Origin of the sequence: Streptomyces sp. 891-h (assembly GCF_022760275.1) — a bacterium.
In the GTDB taxonomy this organism is placed as follows: Bacteria; Actinomycetota; Actinomycetes; order Streptomycetales; family Streptomycetaceae; genus Streptomyces; species Streptomyces spirodelae.
The window spans coordinates 7,184,354-7,198,274 of sequence record NZ_CP050693.1 but is presented as its reverse complement, the minus strand read 5'-3'; the positions used below and the strand labels follow the sequence as shown (position 1 = coordinate 7,198,274).

Annotated in this window: 14 protein-coding genes and 1 pseudogene; 7 read left to right on the top strand and 8 right to left on the bottom strand. The window is 69.8% G+C overall.

All coding sequences use genetic code 11. From position 1 onward, the window contains the following. Positions 1-82 precede the first annotated feature (82 nt). Complete coding sequence (locus tag HC362_RS31925) at positions 83-823, bottom strand: VOC family protein (protein ID WP_243087830.1); 741 nt, start codon at positions 821-823, stop codon at positions 83-85. Between the two features lie 133 nt (positions 824-956). Between HC362_RS31925 and HC362_RS31920 the strand changes: the two genes are divergently transcribed. Beyond that, positions 957-1,370, top strand: coding sequence for an SRPBCC family protein (locus tag HC362_RS31920; RefSeq protein ID WP_243087829.1), 414 nt, complete (start codon positions 957-959; stop codon positions 1,368-1,370). 58 nt (positions 1,371-1,428) lie between these two features. Here the strand turns inward: HC362_RS31920 and HC362_RS31915 are convergent, their stop codons facing one another. From HC362_RS31915 to HC362_RS31900, 4 genes are all read right to left on the bottom strand, one after another. Then, the gene (locus HC362_RS31915; RefSeq protein WP_243087828.1) at positions 1,429-2,175 is read right to left on the bottom strand and encodes a DUF1838 family protein; all 747 of its coding nucleotides are present in this window, start codon (positions 2,173-2,175) and stop codon (positions 1,429-1,431) included. A 103-nt stretch (positions 2,176-2,278) separates the two neighbouring features. After that, the gene (locus HC362_RS34970; RefSeq protein ID WP_279240157.1) at positions 2,279-2,509 is read right to left on the bottom strand and encodes a hypothetical protein; all 231 of its coding nucleotides are present in this window, start codon (positions 2,507-2,509) and stop codon (positions 2,279-2,281) included. 154 nt (positions 2,510-2,663) lie between these two features. Beyond that, entirely contained in the window at positions 2,664-4,220 is a 1,557-nt protein-coding gene (locus tag HC362_RS31905; protein ID WP_243087827.1) for an oxidoreductase, read from the bottom strand. 83 nt (positions 4,221-4,303) lie between these two features. Next, on the bottom strand, positions 4,304-5,317 hold the full coding sequence (locus HC362_RS31900; protein WP_243087826.1) for a BtrH N-terminal domain-containing protein: 1,014 nt from the start codon (positions 5,315-5,317) through the stop codon (positions 4,304-4,306). 282 nt (positions 5,318-5,599) lie between these two features. Between HC362_RS31900 and HC362_RS31895 the strand changes: the two are divergent. Next, a pseudogene (locus HC362_RS31895) lies at positions 5,600-6,120 on the top strand (hypothetical protein); the annotation flags it as partial. 84 nt (positions 6,121-6,204) lie between these two features. On the opposite strand, the gene HC362_RS31890 reads toward HC362_RS31895, so the two are convergent. Continuing rightward, positions 6,205-6,861 (bottom strand): LysE family translocator, encoded by a 657-nt coding sequence (locus HC362_RS31890; RefSeq protein WP_243087825.1) that lies wholly within the window; start codon positions 6,859-6,861, stop codon positions 6,205-6,207. Between the two features lie 247 nt (positions 6,862-7,108). Here HC362_RS31890 and HC362_RS31885 point away from each other — a divergent pair, with 247 nt between their 5' ends. Beyond that, positions 7,109-7,954: an LLM class flavin-dependent oxidoreductase gene (locus tag HC362_RS31885; protein ID WP_243087824.1), complete on the top strand. Its 846-nt coding sequence runs from the start codon at positions 7,109-7,111 to the stop codon at positions 7,952-7,954. Between the two features lie 122 nt (positions 7,955-8,076). Here HC362_RS31885 and HC362_RS31880 read toward each other — a convergent pair whose 3' ends face one another. Together HC362_RS31880 and HC362_RS31875 are read right to left on the bottom strand one after the other, a co-directional pair. Continuing rightward, positions 8,077-9,378 carry a serine hydrolase domain-containing protein gene (locus tag HC362_RS31880; RefSeq protein WP_347568513.1) on the bottom strand — a complete coding sequence of 434 codons (1,302 nt, stop codon included), beginning with the start codon at positions 9,376-9,378 and terminating at the stop codon, positions 8,077-8,079. A 35-nt stretch (positions 9,379-9,413) separates the two neighbouring features. Continuing rightward, a complete protein-coding gene (locus tag HC362_RS31875; RefSeq protein WP_243087823.1) occupies positions 9,414-10,025 on the bottom strand; it encodes an NAD(P)H-dependent oxidoreductase in 612 nt (203 codons plus the stop codon). A gap of 192 nt (positions 10,026-10,217) precedes the next feature. On the opposite strand from HC362_RS31875, the gene HC362_RS31870 reads away from it, so the two are divergent. From HC362_RS31870 to HC362_RS31855, 4 genes are all read left to right on the top strand, one after another. Beyond that, complete coding sequence (locus HC362_RS31870; RefSeq protein ID WP_243087822.1) at positions 10,218-10,844, top strand: TetR/AcrR family transcriptional regulator; 627 nt, start codon at positions 10,218-10,220, stop codon at positions 10,842-10,844. Positions 10,845-10,923: 79 nt separating this feature from the next. After that, a complete protein-coding gene (locus tag HC362_RS31865; RefSeq protein ID WP_243087821.1) occupies positions 10,924-11,736 on the top strand; it encodes an AraC family transcriptional regulator in 813 nt (270 codons plus the stop codon). Between the two features lie 140 nt (positions 11,737-11,876). Continuing rightward, positions 11,877-13,328, top strand: coding sequence for an L-lactate permease (locus HC362_RS31860; RefSeq protein WP_243087820.1), 1,452 nt, complete (start codon positions 11,877-11,879; stop codon positions 13,326-13,328). Between the two features lie 62 nt (positions 13,329-13,390). Then, the gene (locus HC362_RS31855; RefSeq protein WP_243087819.1) at positions 13,391-13,792 is read left to right on the top strand and encodes a hypothetical protein; all 402 of its coding nucleotides are present in this window, start codon (positions 13,391-13,393) and stop codon (positions 13,790-13,792) included. The last annotated feature ends 129 nt before the right edge of the window (positions 13,793-13,921 follow it).

The following is a 13,921-nucleotide window of genomic DNA, read 5'->3' as shown; positions in this document are numbered from 1 at the left end:
GTCGGTAACACTTGCCGCTATGGGCCATGAGTCACACGAAGGGGCGCATTCTCACGACGCGCCGCCGACACCGGCAAGCGGGTCAGGACGGGGCGAGGACGCAGAACTCGTGGCCCTCCGGGTCGCACAGGCACGTCCACGGGACGTCGCCCTGGCCGAGGTCGAGGTCGGTCGCCCCGAGGGAGCGCAGCCGGGCCACCTCCGCTGCTTTGTCGTCACCGGGGTACGGCAACAGGTCGAGATGAACGCGGTCCGGCACGGTCTTCACATCGGCTGTGCGGAGGAACTCGAGACAGGGGCCTACGCCCTTGGCGGAGCGCATCACCGCAAGATCGTCGGTCACCTCGTGCAGCGTCCAGTCCATGGCCTCGCCCCAGAACCGGGCCATGGCCCGCGGATCCACGCAGTCGACCACCACCGCGGCGATCGGCCCGGTGTCCCGGTAGCTCTCCCTGGGCTCCAGCACGCAGAACTCGTTGCCCTCGGGGTCGGCGAGGACCTGCCACGGCACTTCGCCCTGCCCCACGTCGACGGCTGTCGCACCGAGCTCCTTGAGGCGCGCCACCAACTCCTCCTGGTGGTCAGCCGAGGTGGTGGCGAGATCGAGGTGCACGCGATTCTTCGTCGGCGTCTTGGGCTCCGGGACGGGAACGACGTCGATACCGACGGCGACCGGGTGCGGCCACACGAGGCCGCCGGCGGGTCCGACGTAGGTGGTCACGCCGGGGCTGTAAGCACTCCAGCCGAGCGCCTCCGCCCAGAACCGGCCGACCGCCGAGGCGTCAAGGGCCTTTACGTTCACCATCACAGGTCGCAGTGCCATGGCGGCGATCCTATGCACCTGCTCCACGAAGATCATTTACGGCACGGCACACATCTCTGGCCGGCATCGCATGGCTCATACCTGGCCGATTCGTTCAAGAGGACGGTGGCGGTGATCCACTACCGTCACCACCATGCACAGCACCGACAAGGAATCCCGCCATCTGAGCGTCTTCATCGACCGCCCCGTCGCTGACGTATACGCCTACGCGTCGGACCCGTCCAACCTCCCCGCGTGGGCCCGTGGCCTCGGCGGCTCCATCGAGAGGATCGGCGATCAGTGGGTCGCGGAATCCTCCCCCATGGGGCGGGTCACCGTGGCCTTCGCACCCGGTAACGACCTGGGCGTGCTCGACCACGACGTCACGCTGCCGACCGGGGAGACCATCTACAACCCGGTCCGTGTCATCGCCGACGGCGCGAAGAGCGAGGTGATCTTCACCCTTCGCCGCCGGCCGGAGATGAGCGATGCCGATTTCCAGCGTGACGCCGACATGGTCACTGCCGACCTCGCCCGGCTCAAGGAGCTGATGGAGTCGGCCGCCTGAAGACGGGCGGACGGCCCAGTGGAAGGTCCGGAGAAAGGCCCGGAGGAACGTCCGGCGGTCACTTCGGCGGGTTCAGCCTGCGGAAGTACGTCCAGCTGGTTTCGTTCGGCTCGCTCCACTCCTCCGGGGCATGGGCGAACTCCGGGTGGCGGTCTGCGATGTAGCCGCGGGTGCGTTCGGGGACTTCGGCGTACGAGGCGAGTTTGCGGCCCCGGCAGTGGAAGGTGAGGCCGCCGGGCCGCTGCCCTCGGGCCATCCACGGGAGCCACGGGGACATCCGGGTCCACGTCATCGTGGCAGGGACGCTGGGCGCGGGGCCGTCCAGGTCGGCATGGTCGGCGAAGAACTGGAAGCACTCCAGGGCCTTGTACGTGTCCCCTGCCGAATGGACCGGGTACTCGGCAACCGGCAGCGGCGACGGATAGGAGAGCGGGATCTCCAGGCTGAAGCAGACCTGTCCGCCGAGCTCGGTCGTCGGGATCGGGAACGGGCGCCACTTCTGGTTCGCCGGGTCGTTCCAGATGTGTACGACCGGCAGGTCCTGCCAGGTCTGAAGGATCTCGCGGCTGACGGGGTCCAGGAAGAAGGCGGCCTCGCGGGTGAGCAGTTGGTAGGCGTCAGGGCCGACTTCGGCATCCTGGACCAGACGGGCGACGTTGAGTCCTTCGAAGCCGAAGACGCGCTGGTAGGGCTCGTTGGGGGCCCAGGAGTACACGTCTCCGGACCACCAGTACGTCACCTCCTCGCCGTCGAGCGAAGCACGGGTGCGGGCGAAGGAGCGGAGCAGCTCTGCCGGTGTCGTCATACGCACCACTCTGCACGCTCCGCCGCCCCAGCCGGGCGCGGACCACTCGGTGAGCTCGGCGACCTTGCCGTCGCACGGCGAGCCCAGGGCCCTGCTACGAACTTCACGCTCGGCAGGTCCAGTTCAGCAACTCGCGGACCAGTGCCCGCGCCCACCACTGCTCTACCTGATCGGGTGGCCAGCCGCGTTCGGTCGTCAGCTCGGCATCGCCGCGGGCGCCGCGCTGGGCGGGCTGGTCCTGTCGCTCGCCGGCGTACGTGATGCCTTTCTCACCGGCGGGCTGCTGACCGTCGGGGCCTGCACGGTGCTCCTCGGCGGGCGGCTTCGGCGTCACGGAGCGGAAGCCGCCGAGTAGCTCCCCCGCAGTGTGCGTCGTGCGTGTGCGTCGTGCGTGTGCGTAGTGCGTGTGCATGCCGACGGTGCCGATGGGCGGCGATCAAGACGGACCGCCGCCGCCGAGCGGCCGTCCCGGAGACGGCTGTCGTCCATCAGTTCTTCTGCAGGGTGCGGGTGACACCCGCGATGACGGCAGTCGTGAGCACCCAGCCGAAGGCGATCAGCAGGTAGGACAGCAATTGAAGGCTGTCGTTCGACCAGTACCAGGCCGTGCGCTGGCCCAGACCGCCGATGGGGATCAAGAGGTCGAGTGTGTAGACGAGGGGTTGGAACGGGGCGCCTTCGCCTTGTTTGACCGGGTGGGGTGAGGCGGTGCTGAAGGACAGCGTGCCCACCAGGATCAGCGCAAGGAGCCAGACCCCGGCCAGCCAGGGGCGGTAGCCGTAGCCGACGGTCACATCGAGGAGATGGCCCCAAGCGCGGGCTGCCGGGGGCAGCGCACGGCGCCGGTGGCGTTGCTTGGCGAGGAGGACGCGACGGGCGTCGTCGTCGTGGCCGGCCCTCCGGTACCAGACCGCCAACTGCTCGTAGGGCTGCGGGCTGTAGCCCGGGCTGCGCCGTATCCAAGCCACGCGGCGGGCCACGGAATCCCGCCGCCCCACTGCCTCCCGTCGCTCGCCCGCCTCGTCCTCCTTGATGGAGCCGTAGACGAAGCCGTCCAGCTCCACGACAGCCGGCCAGCTGTGGTCGTTGTCGTGGAGGTAGGACACCTGCGCGCCGCGCAGGTCCACGATGCCGGACGGTGGCCGGGCGAGTGTGAGGTCGAAGTCGACGACCTGCATCAGTGCCGCTTCCAAAACCGGGCCGTGCCCGTCGGGCGGCCCGTTGAGTACAGCTCCCGCAAGGGTCAGGCTGTCCGTGATCCGGGCGCCGCGCAGCCGAACGGTCCCGCTCGCACTGAACCCACCGGAGAGGTCGACCGTCGAAGCCGCGGCGTTGTCCACCCGGAGGGCCACCCCACTGCCACCAGGGCGTTCCAGCCGCGCTCCCTGCATGTGCAGTCCGCCCGGCAGCTGTGCGCCCATGAGGCGGACCTCACCGTGCGCGACGAATCCGTCCTTGCAATAGACGCCCCCCTCCGCGACCAGTCCCCCGGCGGACACCGCCCACTCCTCCGGTGCGGTGATCTCGGCGCCGTTGAGGATGACGGCCCCGCTCACATGGGCGTTGATGAGTGACAAGGCGGTGACCCTGCGGTGGAGGGATGAGACGGCGCCGCTTGCCACGCGGGAGCGCCGCAGGACGAGGCGTCCCTCGATGCGGCTCAAGCCTGCTTCCAGGCCTGGCAATCGACTGCCCGTGATCGCAATCGACTTGGTCGAAGCTTCGGAGAGGTCCACGCCCTCGTCGAACCAGCAGTCCTCGAGCCGGAGAGCGTGAGCGATGTGCGCGCCGGCCAGGTTGAGACACCCGGATATCCGCGCCCCGGCGAGCCTCAGGCAGGCGACGGCACCCGGCTCGGCGGCGTTCGCGCCCTGGAGGAGCGCCACGAGCACCGAGGCCCGAACCGTCCGCCCGGGGCCCCATTGCCCACCCTCGTGGACACGGTCCTCCCCGAGTACGCCCGTACGCAGGTCCACGCGGCGCCCCTCCGGGAACGCGTCCCACAGCGCACGCTCCGGTGAAGTCAACTCGTCGTATGAGAGCACTCGGGCAGCGTAGTGATCTCCCTTCGTGCTCGCTTTGCCCTGGCGCACAGGATCGGGAGGGGGCGGACCATTCCGGGCGGGAGTCAGCGCTCGGGCGCGTTCGGGCCTTCGCTCTCCAGTCGGCTCAGCGCCTGCATGGCGTCGCGCTCCAGGCTTGAGAGATCGTTGAGAATTGCTCCTGCCTGTACGAGGCACTGTGCGTCGCCTGATTCACCGGCTTTGGTGATCAGTGCTGCGACTTCCGTCCAGAGGGTGGCCGCCTCGCTGTAGAGCGTGTGGCCGGTGCGCAGGTGGCGGCTGTCGAGCTGTTGGATGCACTCGGCGAGGAAGTCGCGGTAGAGGTTGCGGAACAGGGCGCCGCCGGTGCCGGCCTTCTCCATCAAGAGGGCAGCCTGCGGCAGGTCCCGTTGCGGGTCGTCGGTCCGCTGGAGCCAGGTGCGCACCAGTTTGCCGGCCTTCTCGATGCCCCGGTGGCCGAGGTTGGCGATGGGCGGGTTGAGGAAGGCGTCGGCGCAGGCTGTGATCGCAGGAATGATCCGGCGCTGCGGGGCGGCCAGCTCTCCCGCAGCCGTGAGAGTGAAGGACCGGTGCTTGGCGGCCATCGGGCCCCGCGCGGCCCGGGCCTGGGCGAGGCCGGTCAGGCTGGTGGACACCGCGCCGCCCTGCTGGGCCGTGTCCACCAGGTAGGCGTCGCGGTCGTCATAGCCGTACATGGCGACGACATGGCCACCGAAGTGCACCTTCGACCCGAAGTAGTCGAGGTAGTAGCTGTCCAGTTGCAGTCCGACCGGGCGTCCTGCGTCGATCTGGGCAGCCACGTTCTCCCATCCTCTGCGAGGGGAGGTGGTCTCCTGCACGAGGAGCTCGAGCCCGAGTGCGGAGGCCAGGTTCCTGGTGAGTTCGAAGGGCTTGACCCGACCACCGAGGAAGGGAAAGCCCATTTTCTTGCTGTCCCAGTAGACGAAGGACAGGCCGGAACCGAGGCCGAAGAGCATGGGCTCGGACAGATCGATCCCCTGGTGCCGCAGCAGCACCCCCAGAGCCGCCGTCTCGCAGTGCTGCGCCCCGCGGACGTCGATGCCGGTTACCGTGGCCATCCCATGCTTCCCCTGCTTCTCGCGTTTCCCATGCTTTCCTTGCTTTCCTGGTGGAGGTGGCCAGCCGGGCCATCGGTTCTTCTCCCGAAGGCTTCCGCCGAGGCTTCGGCCTACGACCCGACGAGCTGAGTCTCACATGCGGGCTGCTTCGTCCTGCGCACCAGAAGGATGGGCTCTCCCACGGTGGGAGAGTCCAACGGCAGACTCCGGGGCAGGCGCGGGGAGGGGCACGGCGACCGACGGAAAAGCGTGTCCAGCCACCGCTCGCCTTCAGGACGCCCACTGCTCGGCGACCGCGAAGGGCTGAACCGGCTCGCGTGCTCTCCTTCGCCGCCTACTCCCGGCACACCATCGTCCATTTGCCACTGCGGGATGGCATCCCGCCAGATGAGTGCGTCGGCGAGCTGGTCGACCTCGTCCTGGCCCACCACACGCTCGGCCCGCGCCCCAGCAAATGGCCCGAGCTGCGGCGCAAGCTGGTCAACGGCACTCCGCTGACCGTCGGCACCGATGAAGCACGCACGGCGCGGGACGCGGCTACCTGGCGCCAAGGCTCACAGCGTGCCGACTTCCAGGACGAGCTCCGACACGCCACCCATGCCCGTACGTTGTTCCTGTTCGGCAGCCGGGACATCGTCGCCGAGGCCGCCGCGCGCTTCGCCTTCGCCGCGGACCGGGGCCCACGCCACAAGCGCGCCGCCGAAGGACACTCGGCGCTGATGACGGCTCTCCCCACCCTGGCCCAGCCGCCCGGAGGCGGCCACCCCGTCGAGGTCCTGATCGGCTTCAAGTCGAGGTGCTGAGCGGCTTCGAGTCGTATCCGCGCCCTACCCCGGCCTGCTCCGGCGCCCGGGGCGCTGATCGTTGTCCCTCTGCCGTCGCCTGTCTCAGTCGCTGAGCGCGAGCCGGATGCCGAACGCGCCGATCACCGTCCCGGTGACGCGGTCGAGCACGCGGCGGGCAGACTCGCGTCGTAGTACATCCCGCAACATCCGGGCGCAGCCGATCAGCAGGGAGGACCAGAGCGCGCCGAGTACGACGTGCACCCCGGCGAGCAGCACGCCCATCGCGAGATGGGAGCTTCCCGCGGGGAGGAACTGCGGGAGAACGGCGACGTAGAAGGCTCCCACCTTGGGGTTGAGCAGGTTGGTCAGCGTTCCCTGACGCCAGCCGCCGCGCACTGTGTTCCGCTCACCGATCTCCGCCTGACCAGCGCCGTGATCGCCATCCGCCGCTGCAGCCCCGGCCCGGCGGCGTCGTGCGGACCAGACCATGCGGCCGCCCATCCACACCAGGTAGGCAGCACCCGCCCAACGCAGGATCGTGTAAGCGAGGTGAGAGGCCGTCAGCAGCGCAGTCACTCCGAGGGAGGTGAACACACCCCAGGTCAGCGTGCCTGCCTGGATGCCGAGGACGACTCCCCAGGCGCGACGCCGCCGACCGAGCGCCGCGGTACGCAGGATGAGAGCGGTGTCCAGCCCGGGCGTGAGGGTGAGCAGCCCCACGATCACAGTGAAGCCCCACAGGGCGGAGAAATCGATCACGGCACATGACCGTAGGACGTCGGTTCGATCGAGGGCCAGGATTTTGTCCGGAATCGGGCACGGCAGCGGGAACACGGATTCCTGAATCGGAATTCGGTTGTCCCACCGGATGGGACCGCTCTAGGGTGCCGTCCATCCGAAGAGATGTTCCCAAGGAGTACGCCGCAGAACGGGAACGTCCCACCTCGCTGAGGTGCAGGAGGGGCGGCAGCAGTCTTTGTCGACCCTTCTTCCGGAGGTCCTGTTCATGAACATCGGGATCGGACTGCCCATCGGCGACCCGGCTGCCTTGCTCACCTGGGCGCGGCGCGCGGACGCCGGCCCCTTCAGCACACTCGGTCTGCTGGACCGACTCGTCTACGACAACCCGGAGCCCCTGGTCGCGCTCGCCGTCCTCGCCGGTGCGACCTCCCGCATCCGCGTCCAGACGGAGGTGCTGCTGGCGCCGTTGCGCGACAGCGCGCTCCTCGCCAAGCAGGCAGCCACCCTGGACCGGATGACCGGCGGCCGCCTGGTGCTCGGCCTCGGTATCGGCGGACGGGACGACGACCACCAGGCCACGGGGGTCGACAAGCGCACGCGGGGCCGACGCCTCGACGAGCAGATGGCGGTGATGCGCCGCCTGTGGTCCGGGGAGGACCATGGCGACGGCGTCGGCCCGATCGGCCCCGCGCCCGCCAGGCCCGGCGGCCCCGAGGTCCTCTTCGGCGGTTTCCAGCCCGTCGCCCTCGAACGCGTCGCGCGCTGGGGCGACGGATTCCTCGCCGCCGCGGCGCCGTCCTGGGCGGGCGGTCTGTTCGACACCGTCCGCGGTTTCTGGAAGGAATACGGCCGCGAAGGTGAGCCCCGTATCGTCGCGCAGGTCAACGTCGCGCTCGGCCCGCAAGAGGTGATCGACGACGCCCGGGCGAACATGCACGCCTACTACACCTTCACCGGCATGGCCGACCGGATGGTCGCCGGTATGCTCACGACGCCCGCCGAAATCCGCACCGCGATCGCCGACTTCGCCGACCTCGGGGCCGACGAGGTCATGCTCTACTGCTACGGCCTCGAACCCACCCAGGTCGACCGCCTCGCCGACATCCTGTAACAGCCAGGGGGCGTCGTTCGGCGGATGGCGGGGAAAGCTGCCCGACGTCCCGGCGCCGCCCGGTAGCGCAGCGTTCCAACCCTCCGCAGGGGGCGGGTGCATGTCTGCTCCCGCCCCCTGCGTCACGCCCAGGCGCCCGGGCCGGTGCGGGTGCCGGGGTCGGTACCGGGGCCGGTGCCGGTGACATTCCGGCCGACTGCCGAGGTCACGGCTTCGATCAGACGGTGGTTCTCCATGGCTCCTCCGCCACCCTGCGGAGCGAAGCGGCGTCGGGTGTAGCTGTACGCGATTCCGCTGTCCGGGTCGGCGAAGGCCTGGGCACCGACCGCCCCGCTGTGGCCGAACGCCCTCGGGCCCAGCGACCGGTAGCGCACACCCTGGGCTTCGAAGCCGAGCAGGAAGTGGTCGGTCTCTCCGGTGACCAGGTCGGCCCCGAAGCTGTGCCGGGCCGTGAACTCATCGAGAACCTCAGGGCGGAGCAGCGCGGGCTGCCCCTCGACGGTGGAGATGGCAGCGGCGTACACAGCGGCAAGGCCGCGAGCGCTTCCGACGCTGCCCGAGGAGGCGGGGCCCTGGGCGCGCACCGTCCGCGTGTTGGCGAAGGCCGTCAGATCGGTGGGCGGATCGGCGTGGAGGTTGAAGGCGATGCCGGTCAGACTGTCGGGCTCGGGGAGGGATTCCCGCTCTGCCGGCAAGTGCGGCGGCTGTGGCGGAAGGGGCTGCACAGGGAGGTAACGCGGTTCCTCGCGCTCGGGAAGACCGAGATAGAAGTCCAGCCGGTACGGAATCCGGAGCCGCTGGTCGAACTCTTCCTGGAGGGTGCGCCCCGTGACCCGGCGTACGACCTCGCCGATCAGGGCGCCGAAGGTGAAGGCGTGGTAGCCGTAACCGTCACCAGGTTCCCAGCAGGGGCGGGCGCCGGCCAGCCGCTCGGCCAGTTGCCGGTCATCGGCCAGTTCCGAGGTCCGGAAGCCCCCGGGGACGCCGACGAGTCCCGCGCGGTGGGCCAGCAGGTCGCGCAGCGTGAGTTCCGCCTTGCCCTCTGCGGCGAACTCCGGCCAGTAGGCTGCGACCGGACGGTCCAGGTCCAGGAGGCCGTCCTGGACCAGAAGCGCCGCCACCAGGCAGGCCGCGCCCTTGCCGGAGGAGTACAGGGCGAACAGCGAGTCCGGGCCGACGTCCGGGCCGGTCCACAGGTCCACCACCGGACGGCCGTGCAGCCGTACCGACAACTGCGCGCTCAGGCCGGGCTCAGCCGCCGCGACCGCCGCGAACTCCCCCCGAACGCGGGTGAATCCCTCGCTGGTGGTGCCGCGCACGGCCGCCTCGGCCGTGTCGGCGGCCTCGGCCGTGTCGGCGGCCTCGATCGTCTCGGCGGTCTGGTCTGACGGCGGCGACGCGGCCGTCGTCGTTCTCTGCCTCACTCGTCTCTCCCCCACTCCCGGATCTCTCCCCGCCCTCAGGCAACCGCAGCCGCAGCCGTGTCCACAACCGCGTCCGCAGGCGCGCGGGTCCGGGCCTTGTCGACCAGGGCATCGAGCAGTTCGCCCAACAGGCGCCGACTGGTGGAGTCGGTGAGGTTGCCGGCCGTGTCGAACCGCTCGTGCGCGCAGAAGAGCATGACCTCGGGCTTGACGACCAGATCCGAGTCGGTCCACAGGAAGACCTGCCGCAGCGCCAACTGGGCGCGCACCGTGCCGAAAGCCGCCGGTGAGGCCCCAGTGACCGCGATCGGCTTGCGGTGCAGCGGCAGTCCCTCCGTCCCGGACCAGTCGGTGCTGACCCAGTCGAGGGCGTTCTTCAGTACGCCGGGGACGGAGTAGTTGAACTCCGGGGTGGCGATCAGCACGGCATCGGCTCCGGTGATGCGGTCGCGCAGGTCGCGTACGGGTGCGGGGCGGTTGCCGGGGCTGTCGAGGTCGAGGTCGTACGGCGGGATGTCGCGCAGGCCGTCGTAGAGATCGAGGGTGACCCCGGCGGGGGCGAGCGCTTTGGCGGCGCGCAGCAGTGCGGTGTTGTACGAGTCGGCGCGCAGGCTCCCGGAAATGGCCAGGACGGTCGTTTCGCGCATGACGGTATGTCAGCTCCTCACAGGGACAGATGCGAGTCGGTCGGTGACCGGGAGAGCCGCACGGCGGCGCCCGGTCGTACCCCAGGCACGGGGCGGCGTGCCGGGGTCGACCCCGGCACGCGAGATGAACTGTACGGCCTAGTTCAGTTGAACTCAACTGTTCAGTTCACTTTCCTGGTAGGCTGAGCCCCGATGAACGAGCAGAACGCCAGACCGAGGCCGTCGGGTGACCGCGCCACCCGGAAGCGAGCCGCCATCGTCCGGGCCGCGCGTGAGCAGTTCCTGCAGCACGGCTTCGGCGTCAGCGTCGACCAGGTCGCCGCCGAGGCAGGCGTGTCCAAGGTGACCGTCTACAACCACTTCGGCAGCAAGGAGGAACTGTTCATCGAGGTGGTCAACGATGCGCTGGAGCAGGCGCTGGGCGAGACAGCGCAAGCGATGGGCAGGTTGCAGGAGCACACCGACATCCGTGAGGTCCTGACCGCGACCGGCCGCCGCTGGGTCGAGGGCATCGCCCAGGACGACATCCTGGCGCTGCGCGCACTCATCGCCGCCGAAGCCCGCCGCTTCCCCCAACTCGGCCGGGCATGGCGCGAGCAGGGTCCGGACAGGTTCGCCGAACCGCTCGGCGCCGCGCTGCGGGACTGCGAGGATCTGGAAATCCCCGACATGGACGTGGCGATCATCCAGTTCTACGCCCTCGTCCTCTACCCGCACATCGTGCACAGCGCCTACGGACAACGCCTCGACGCCGCCCTCACCGAACGCCTCATCGACAGCGGCGTGGACATGTTCCTGACCCACTACCGGAAGCGGTAGCCCCCTCCCCGGGACGCCGGAGGGGAACCGACCCCCATGGACGGCATACGGACCGAGCAGAGTTGTGAGCCGTGGAACCATGACGCAGCGTGAGCAGTCCCGACTGTGGACAGCCCCCGGCGCTCCCCAAGTGGAGCTGTTCTCAGCCAGGTTCGAGCGCTTCGCGTTCGACCGGCACAGTCACGAACAGCTGTCCGTCGGAGTCATTGAGCAGGGCGCCGAGGGCCTGCATCTCCAAGGCGGCCAAGTGGTCATCCCGGCCGGGCAGCTGGTCGTCCTCAACCCCGGTCAGGTGCACACCGGTTTCGCCGCGCAGGACGGCGGCTGGCAGTACCGGATGTTCTACTTCGACACCGGCATGGTCACCGAGCTGGCCAGGGAACGCCTGGGTGCGCGAGAGACATGGTTCCCCGAGACGGCAGTGCGTGACCCCCGGCTCTTCTCCTTCATCCGCCGTATCCACCGCGGCCAGGAGCTCTCCGGCGACCCGCTCGCCGCCGAGTCTCTGCTGCTCCATGGACTCTCGGCAGTGCTCCGCAGGCACGCGCGTACGGGCACCACCGGCAGGGTGCCCGAAGCGACGGGCGCCCAGAAGCTGGACTCGGTGCGGCAGTTGCTGCACGACCGCTGGAACGAACCGGTCACGGTGGCGGACCTCACCGCAGCCACCGGATGGAACAGAGCGACGCTGATCGCCGCGTTCCGGCGTGCCTATGGACTGCCGCCGCACGCCTATCTGATGCGGCTGCGGGCCAACCGCGCGCGGCGGCTGCTGCTGTCCGGACGGCAACCGTCCGAGGTTGCCGCCGAGACGGGCTTTTCCGACCAGGCGCATCTGACGCGTATCTGCAAGCGCTACTTCGGGGTGACCCCGGGCGCCATGACCCGCTGAGGCGATTTTTGTTCAAGACCCGAGCCGGTGCGCTGCGTCAGCGTGCTCGCATCGGTCCGCACCCGCGCGGACCGCGTACGTCGAGCAGCGAAAGGCGACCGGGTCATGGTGTGGGCGATAGCGGTCTCTCCGCTCGTGGTGTGCTGGGGCTGATCACAGGGCTGCGCCGTCCCGCACACTGGGCGGCGGCAGCGGGGAGTGCCCTGGCGGCACTGCTCATCTGGTGGCTGCCACAGTTCGAGCTGCCGGAGAACGTGCTGGCCTCCGGAGCCGGGGCGGGCGGGGTGCTGGTCCTCAACGCCGCCGCCGTCATGCTCCCGGGTGTCTACCTCAGTCAGGTTCTCATGCGGCGCGAGGTGCACCGCTCGCTGCAGGAGTGGGTGCGCGGGCTGCCCTTGGCCGAGCCCGCGAAGGTCGCGCTGGTGGTGGTCGGGATCGCCCCGACCGTGGAGGCGCTCACCGGCTTCGGGGTATCCCTGCTGGTCACCGTGCCCGTGCTGCTGGCGCTGGCGCCGCCCGCGACCGCGCTGCGCCAGGCGATGCTCGGGATGAACATCATGCCCTGGGGCACACTCGGCCTCGCCACCGCCATCGGCGCCTCCCTCGTGGGCACCCGGCCGCTCGAACTGGGCTCCGCCACCGCCGTGACCAGCTCCCTGATCTTTCCCCTGGTCGCCGTCTGGGCGGCATTGCTCACCCGGCCGCGACAGCGCGTCCGTACGGTGGTGGTCGCCGCGGCGCTGGGCGGTGCGCTCTCGCTCGGGCTGCTCGCCTTCAACCGGCTGGGCACCGTCGAAGTGGCAGGTGTACTGGCGGGGCTGACGACAACGGCGCTCGGCGTGCTCGTACTCGCTTCCCGCAACGGCGAAGCAGTCCCCAGTGGCGAGGCGGCCCACAAGGGCGAAGCGGGCCACAAGTCACACGCGCTGCTGCCGCCCCGGCCGGTGCTGCTGGCGTACGGGCTGGTGCTCGCCCTCATCGCTGTTCTGCGCGCCGCTACCGCCGCCGGGCTGCCACCGGTCGCCCTGCACGCGGGCGGGGCGAGTTTCCAGCTGTTCTCCTCACCGGGTCTGCCGCTGCTGGCAACCGCGTTGCTGCTCGACCGCGGTCGGCTGCACGGCGGGGATGCCCGCGCGGCCGCCGGGCGCGTCCTGCGGCCCCTGCTCGCGCTCACCGGCTTCGTCGCCCTCGGGCAGTTGATGGCAGCCGGCGGCATGATCGGGGAGCTGGGAGCCGCCGTCGCCGACGCCCCGCCACTGCTGATCGCGCTGGCCGCGCCCGCACTGGGCATCCTCAGCGGATTCATCACCGGCTCGAACGTCGGTGGAAACGCCCTGCTGATGCCGCTTCAGGAGAGGCTCGCTCCGGGCGACGGCAGTCTGGACGTCTGGTTCGCCGCACTGCAGAACAGTGCCGCCGGGCACGCGGTCTTCACGTCACTGCCCATGATCATGCTGACGCTGGCCGTCGCCGGGCAACAGGCGCAACGGGGCGCGGAGAGCAGCATGCTGCGCTTCGGTATGCGGGTCGCCTGCGCGGTGTACGCCGCTCTGGCCGCGACGGCGACCGTGCTCGTGCTCACCGCGGGGTGAGCCGCACGGCTTCACCCGGCAGAAGAGTTCACCCCACACCCACAACGCTCCAGGAGGGCATCGTGACCGCACAGGACACAGCCGTTCTTCTCTTCCGCAACACCATGCGCATCACCGACGGACATCTGCAGGGCTTCCGTGAGGCCATCGTCCGAGCCGTCGACTTCGCACAGCAGCACGGGCCGCAGACGATGGTGCAGACCTTCGTGGACGAGGAGCGGATGCTCGCACACAGCTTCCAGCTCTACCGGGACTCCGACGCGGTACGCCTGCACTGGAAGCTCGCGGACCCGTACATCCAGGAGGTGATGAAGCACTGCCGGGTAGAGCGCTTCGAGGTGTTCGGGGAGCCGGACGAGGACGTGGCCAAGGGCCTGCGCTCAGCACTCGGCGAGCAGTGCCCGCCCACGTTCCTGCCCCGCATCGCCGGCTTCGTCCGCTCCCCCGCCGAGCCTCAGCCCTAGCCGACGTGCCACTGCCACCGGCGACGCGGTTCTCCTGACCGCCACCACCGCGTGCTCCGGCAGAACCCGGTACGGGGGTCCGGGGTCTCCCGGAGCCGGGTCGGACCGCCGGAGTAGCCGTCCGCTCAA

What these genes read in the sequence shown, in the direction of transcription:
- HC362_RS31925 (WP_243087830.1), bottom strand. Translation starts at nt 823, where the DNA reads ATGGCACTGCGACCTGTGATGGTGAACGTAAAGGCCCTTGACGCCTCG.
- HC362_RS31920 (WP_243087829.1), top strand. Translation starts at nt 957, where the DNA reads ATGCACAGCACCGACAAGGAATCCCGCCATCTGAGCGTCTTCATCGAC.
- HC362_RS31915 (WP_243087828.1), bottom strand. Translation starts at nt 2,175, where the DNA reads ATGACGACACCGGCAGAGCTGCTCCGCTCCTTCGCCCGCACCCGTGCT.
- HC362_RS31900 (WP_243087826.1), bottom strand. Translation starts at nt 5,317, where the DNA reads ATGGCCACGGTAACCGGCATCGACGTCCGCGGGGCGCAGCACTGCGAG.
- HC362_RS31885 (WP_243087824.1), top strand. Translation starts at nt 7,109, where the DNA reads ATGAACATCGGGATCGGACTGCCCATCGGCGACCCGGCTGCCTTGCTC.
- HC362_RS31875 (WP_243087823.1), bottom strand. Translation starts at nt 10,025, where the DNA reads ATGCGCGAAACGACCGTCCTGGCCATTTCCGGGAGCCTGCGCGCCGAC.
- HC362_RS31870 (WP_243087822.1), top strand. Translation starts at nt 10,218, where the DNA reads ATGAACGAGCAGAACGCCAGACCGAGGCCGTCGGGTGACCGCGCCACC.
- HC362_RS31865 (WP_243087821.1), top strand. Translation starts at nt 10,924, where the DNA reads ATGACGCAGCGTGAGCAGTCCCGACTGTGGACAGCCCCCGGCGCTCCC.